The sequence below is a fragment of the Burkholderia sp. BCC0405 genome (assembly GCF_902833075.1).
In the GTDB taxonomy this organism is placed as follows: domain Bacteria; phylum Pseudomonadota; class Gammaproteobacteria; order Burkholderiales; family Burkholderiaceae; genus Burkholderia.
On record NZ_CADFEO010000063.1, the window covers coordinates 1 to 1,090 of the forward strand.

At 61.3% G+C, this 1,090-nt stretch carries 2 pseudogenes; both read left to right on the top strand.

Annotated elements, in window-relative coordinates:
- A pseudogene (locus tag HWX36_RS36895) lies at window positions 1-841 on the top strand (type VI secretion system tip protein VgrG); the annotation flags it as partial.
- A gap of 13 nt (window positions 842-854) precedes the next feature.
- A pseudogene (locus HWX36_RS36700) lies at window positions 855-1,090 on the top strand (phage late control D family protein); the annotation flags it as partial.

Consider the following 1,090-nt stretch of genomic DNA (forward strand, 5'->3'; position numbering starts at 1 on the left):
CCAACTGACGTTCGACGACCAGTATGGCGCGGAGCGCCTGATGCTGCATGCCGAGCGCGACATGCAGCAGACCGTCGAGCGCAACAGCTCGACGTCGGTCGGTCAGGACATGAATCTATCCGTGCATGGCACGAGGACGTCGGTGACGGGATTCTCGGTCAGCTATACGGGCATCTCGATGTCGTACACGGGGGTGTCGGTGGGCTTCACCGGGGTGTCGGCGTCGTTCACGGGGCTGAGCACATCGTTCACCGGTGTCAATACGAGCTTCACTGGCGTGTCGACCTCATTTACCGGCGTGTCGACCGGTTTCACTGGCGTCAGCACGTCGTTCACGGGCGTGAGCACGGGCTTCACCGGTGTGTCGACGTCGTTCACGGGGATGTCGACCGGCATCACGGGATTGAGCAATTCGGTGACGGGCGTTTCGAACAGCATGACGGGCATTGCGTCGTCGATGACGGGCGTCAGCACTTCGGTGACCGGGCAGTCGTCAGGCGTGACGGGCGTCTCGCTGTCGTGCACGGGCGCGTCGACGAGCTTCACGGGTGCGAGCGCGTCGGTGACGGGTACGTCGACGAGTATGACCGGTACGTCGATTTCGAATACCGGTACTTCGACGAGCGTTACGGGCGTGTCCATGTCGACCACGGGGGCGTCGACGAGCGTGACCGGATCAAGCATGTCGATGACCGGCAGTTCGGTGAGTACCACAGGAACGAGCATGTCGGAGACGGGTATCGATATATCGATTACCGGTTTCAGCGTGTCGTACGCATATGCCAAGCAATCGAAGACCGCTAACAAGCTCAAGTTTTTCGAGAGCCTTGGGTTGAACTGATGGGAGAGCCCGCATGCGTCTGATCGAATTGCGCAGCGACGCGCTGGCCCCGAGTTGCCTCGCGCTCGCACTGACGGTCCACGAGAGTTTCTCGCAGGAGCCGTCGTATCGTCTCGATGTGCTGAGTAGCGATCCCGGGATGGATATGGGCGCGCTGCTGGGCACGTCACTGTCGGCTGACATCGATTTGGGCAACGGGGCGGTACGGACCTTCAGCACCTACGTGTTCGGTGGCTACGACACCGGTCA